The organism is Kribbella sp., from assembly GCF_035655035.1.
Classification (GTDB): domain Bacteria; phylum Actinomycetota; class Actinomycetes; order Propionibacteriales; family Kribbellaceae; genus Kribbella.
In genome coordinates this window covers 1-2,800 of sequence record NZ_DASRVN010000057.1, presented here as the reverse complement: position 1 = coordinate 2,800, position 2,800 = coordinate 1, and the positions used below count along the sequence as shown (strand labels likewise).

General features: G+C 71.1%; 4 protein-coding genes. All 4 read left to right on the top strand.

Going from position 1 to position 2,800, the window contains the following annotated elements:
* Positions 1–595 (top strand): PDGLE domain-containing protein (locus tag VFF46_RS03665; RefSeq protein ID WP_325035571.1); only part of this gene is annotated, 595 nt, incomplete at its 5' end.
* A complete protein-coding gene (cbiQ, locus tag VFF46_RS03660; RefSeq protein ID WP_325035570.1) occupies positions 592–1,350 on the top strand; it encodes a cobalt ECF transporter T component CbiQ in 759 nt (252 codons plus the stop codon). The genes VFF46_RS03665 and cbiQ, both read left to right, overlap by 4 nt.
* The gene (locus VFF46_RS03655; RefSeq protein ID WP_325035569.1) at positions 1,347–2,120 is read left to right on the top strand and encodes an ABC transporter ATP-binding protein; all 774 of its coding nucleotides are present in this window, start codon (positions 1,347–1,349) and stop codon (positions 2,118–2,120) included. The genes cbiQ and VFF46_RS03655 overlap by 4 nt, the downstream gene beginning before the upstream one ends.
* Positions 2,117–2,800 (top strand): mandelate racemase/muconate lactonizing enzyme family protein (locus VFF46_RS03650; RefSeq protein ID WP_325035568.1); only part of this gene is annotated, 684 nt, incomplete at its 3' end. The genes VFF46_RS03655 and VFF46_RS03650, both read left to right, overlap by 4 nt.

Below are 2,800 nucleotides of genomic sequence, written 5' to 3'. Positions count from 1 at the left end.
GGCGACCACCGTCGGCGCCCTGCTGTCGGTCCCGATCGCGGCGCTGGCGTTCACCGGGCTGTACGCGATCGGCGGCGCGGTGGACATCCCGCTCGACAAGCTCGCGACCGCGATGGTCGGCTGGCACGTCCTGGTCGGCATAGGTGAGGCGGTCATCACCGCGGCCGTGCTCAGCGCGGTCGTCGCGACCCGGCCGGACCTGGTGTACGCCGCCCGGCACCTGCAGCAGGACCTCGTCCTGATCGATGCCGACGGCAACAGCTCGACGGTGTCGCCGGACCGCCCGGTCGCGGCGAAGCCGGCCGGCCGTTCGCTCGGTGTCGGCATCGCTGTGACGCTGCTGATCGCGGGCGGCCTGAGTCTGTTCGCGAGCGCGCATCCGGACGGGCTGGAGTTCGTCGGCGCGAAGCTCGGGTTCGAGAGTGCCGCGAAGGACTCGGCAGTGGCGAGCAGCCCGCTGGCCGACTACGGCGTACGCGGGATCGGCAACGCGCAGGTGTCTGGCGCGCTGGCCGGGATCATCGGCGTACTGGTGACGATCGTGGTCGGTCTCGCGATCGCCAAGCTGGCGTCGTTGCGGGCGAAGAAAGCATGAGTGGCGACGGGCTGCTCGTCGCGGTCGACAGTCCGGTGCACCGCGTCCCGGCCCAGGTGAAGCTGGTCGCGCTGTTCGTCTTCGTGCTCGCGGTCGTCTCCACCCCGGCCGCGATCTTCTGGGCGTTCGGGGTGTACGCCGGCTTGCTGGTCGCGGCTGTGGTGACGGCGAAGGTGCCCGCGACCGTGGTGTTGCGGCGGCTCGCGGTGGAGACGCCATTCATCGTGTTCGCGCTGCTGCTCCCGTTCGTTGCCTCCGGCCCGCGGATCGACGTACTCGGCCTGCATCTCTCGGCGTCGGGGGTGCTCGGTGCGTGGAACGTGCTGGCGAAGGGCACGCTCGGCGTGGTCGCGGCGATCCTGCTGTCGGCGACGACCGCTCCGCGGGACCTGCTCGCCGGCCTCGAACGGCTCCGGCTCCCGGCGACCCTGGTGGCGATCCTCTCGTTCATGGTCCGGTACCTGAGCGTGGTGTCGGACGACCTGCACCGGATGCGGGTCGCGCGCGAGTCCCGCGGATACACGGGCGGCCGGGTGGGTCACCTGAAGGCGGTGGCCGGGGGAGTGGGCGCACTGTTCGTCCGCAGCTTCGAACGCGGCGAGCGCGTCCACCTGGCGATGCGGTCCCGCGGGTACACCGGCCAGATGCCGCTGCTCAGCGTCGAGGGTGCGTCGAGTGCGCAGTGGGTCGAAGGGCTCGCGATCTCCCTGCTCGCCGTCGCGATCGCGGTCGCGGCTAGGGTGGTGGCCTTGTGAGCGGTCCCGCGATTCAGGTCGAGCGTCTGGTGTTCGCGTACCCGGACGGGCGGCAGGCGCTGTACGGCGTCGACTTCAGCGTGCAGCACGGCGAGCGGGTCGCGCTGCTCGGGCCGAACGGCGCCGGCAAGACCACGCTGGTCCTGCACCTGAACGGCATCCTCGGCTCGGTCGCGGGGGGTACCGGGAGCGGCCGGATCCAGATCGGCGGCACCGCCGTCCACCGCGAGCACCTGACCGCGATCCGCCGCAAGGTCGGCCTGGTCTTCCAGGATCCGGACGACCAGCTGTTCATGCCGACCGTCCGCGACGACGTCGCCTTCGGCCCCGCGAACCTGGGCCTCCGCGGCGCCGAGCTGGACGAACGGGTCCACGAAGCACTCGTCCAGGTAGGTATGCAGGATCACGCCGACCTCGCGCCGCACCATCTCTCGTTCGGCCAGCGCCGCCGGGTCGCCGTGGCAACCGTGCTGGCGATGCGCCCGGAGGTCCTGGTCCTCGACGAGCCGTCCAGCAACCTCGACCCGGCCGCCCGCCGCGAACTGGCCGACATACTGTCCGGGCTCGACGTCACGCTGCTGATGATCACCCACGACCTCCCGTACGCACTCCAGCTCTGCGAACGCAGCCTGCTGATGAACAACGGCCGCATCGTCGCCGACGGCAAAACCCGGGACCTTCTCGGCGACCCCGGCCTGATGACTGCGAACCGGCTGGAACTGCCGTACGGTTTCGACCCACTGTCCGTCGCAGGACCGGAGCGCTCGTGAAGATCACCGCAGTCCACGTAGACGTCGCCTCCGAGCCGAAGGCGCATCCGGTGCGGGACGCGATCCAGTTGCTCGACCGGGATGGGGTTACCCGCGTGCGGATCGAGACCGACGAAGGGGTGAGTGGGGAGAGTACGACGTACTTCGGGCGCGTCGAGTCCTCGCCCGCGGTGCTGGCTCACGTGATCGAGGACCAGCTCGCACCGGTGATCGTGGGGGAGGACCCGACGCTGATCCGGGGGATCCGGGAGCGGCTGCGGGAGCTCACGGACTACCAGGGGTCCGCGGGGTTGTCTGCGTACGGGATGTCGGCGATCGACCAGGCGTTGTGGGACCTGCTCGGGAAGTCGCTCGGGGTGCCGGTGTGGAAGTTGCTCGGGGCGCGGCGGACCGCGATTCCGGCGTACGCGATGGTCGGGTGGCTGGAGCTGGACGTCGCCGGGCTGGAGCGGGTGTCGGCGCGGGCGATGGAGCAGGGGTTCCACGGCGTGAAGATGAAGGTCGGCGGCGGGCCGCTGACCGAGGACGTGGAGCGGATCCGCGCGGTCCGTGCGGTGATCGGGCCGGACGCGCCGCTGATGGTGGACGCGAACCAGGCGTTCGGGTACGCCGAGGCGCTGCGGCGCGGGCGGGCGTACGAGGACCTGGACTGCCGCTGGTTCGAGGAGCCGCTGCCGGCC

Coding starts and splice junctions, on each gene's coding strand:
- cbiQ (WP_325035570.1), top strand. CDS start 592: ATGAGTGGCGACGGGCTGCTCGTCGCGGTCGACAGTCCGGTGCACCGC.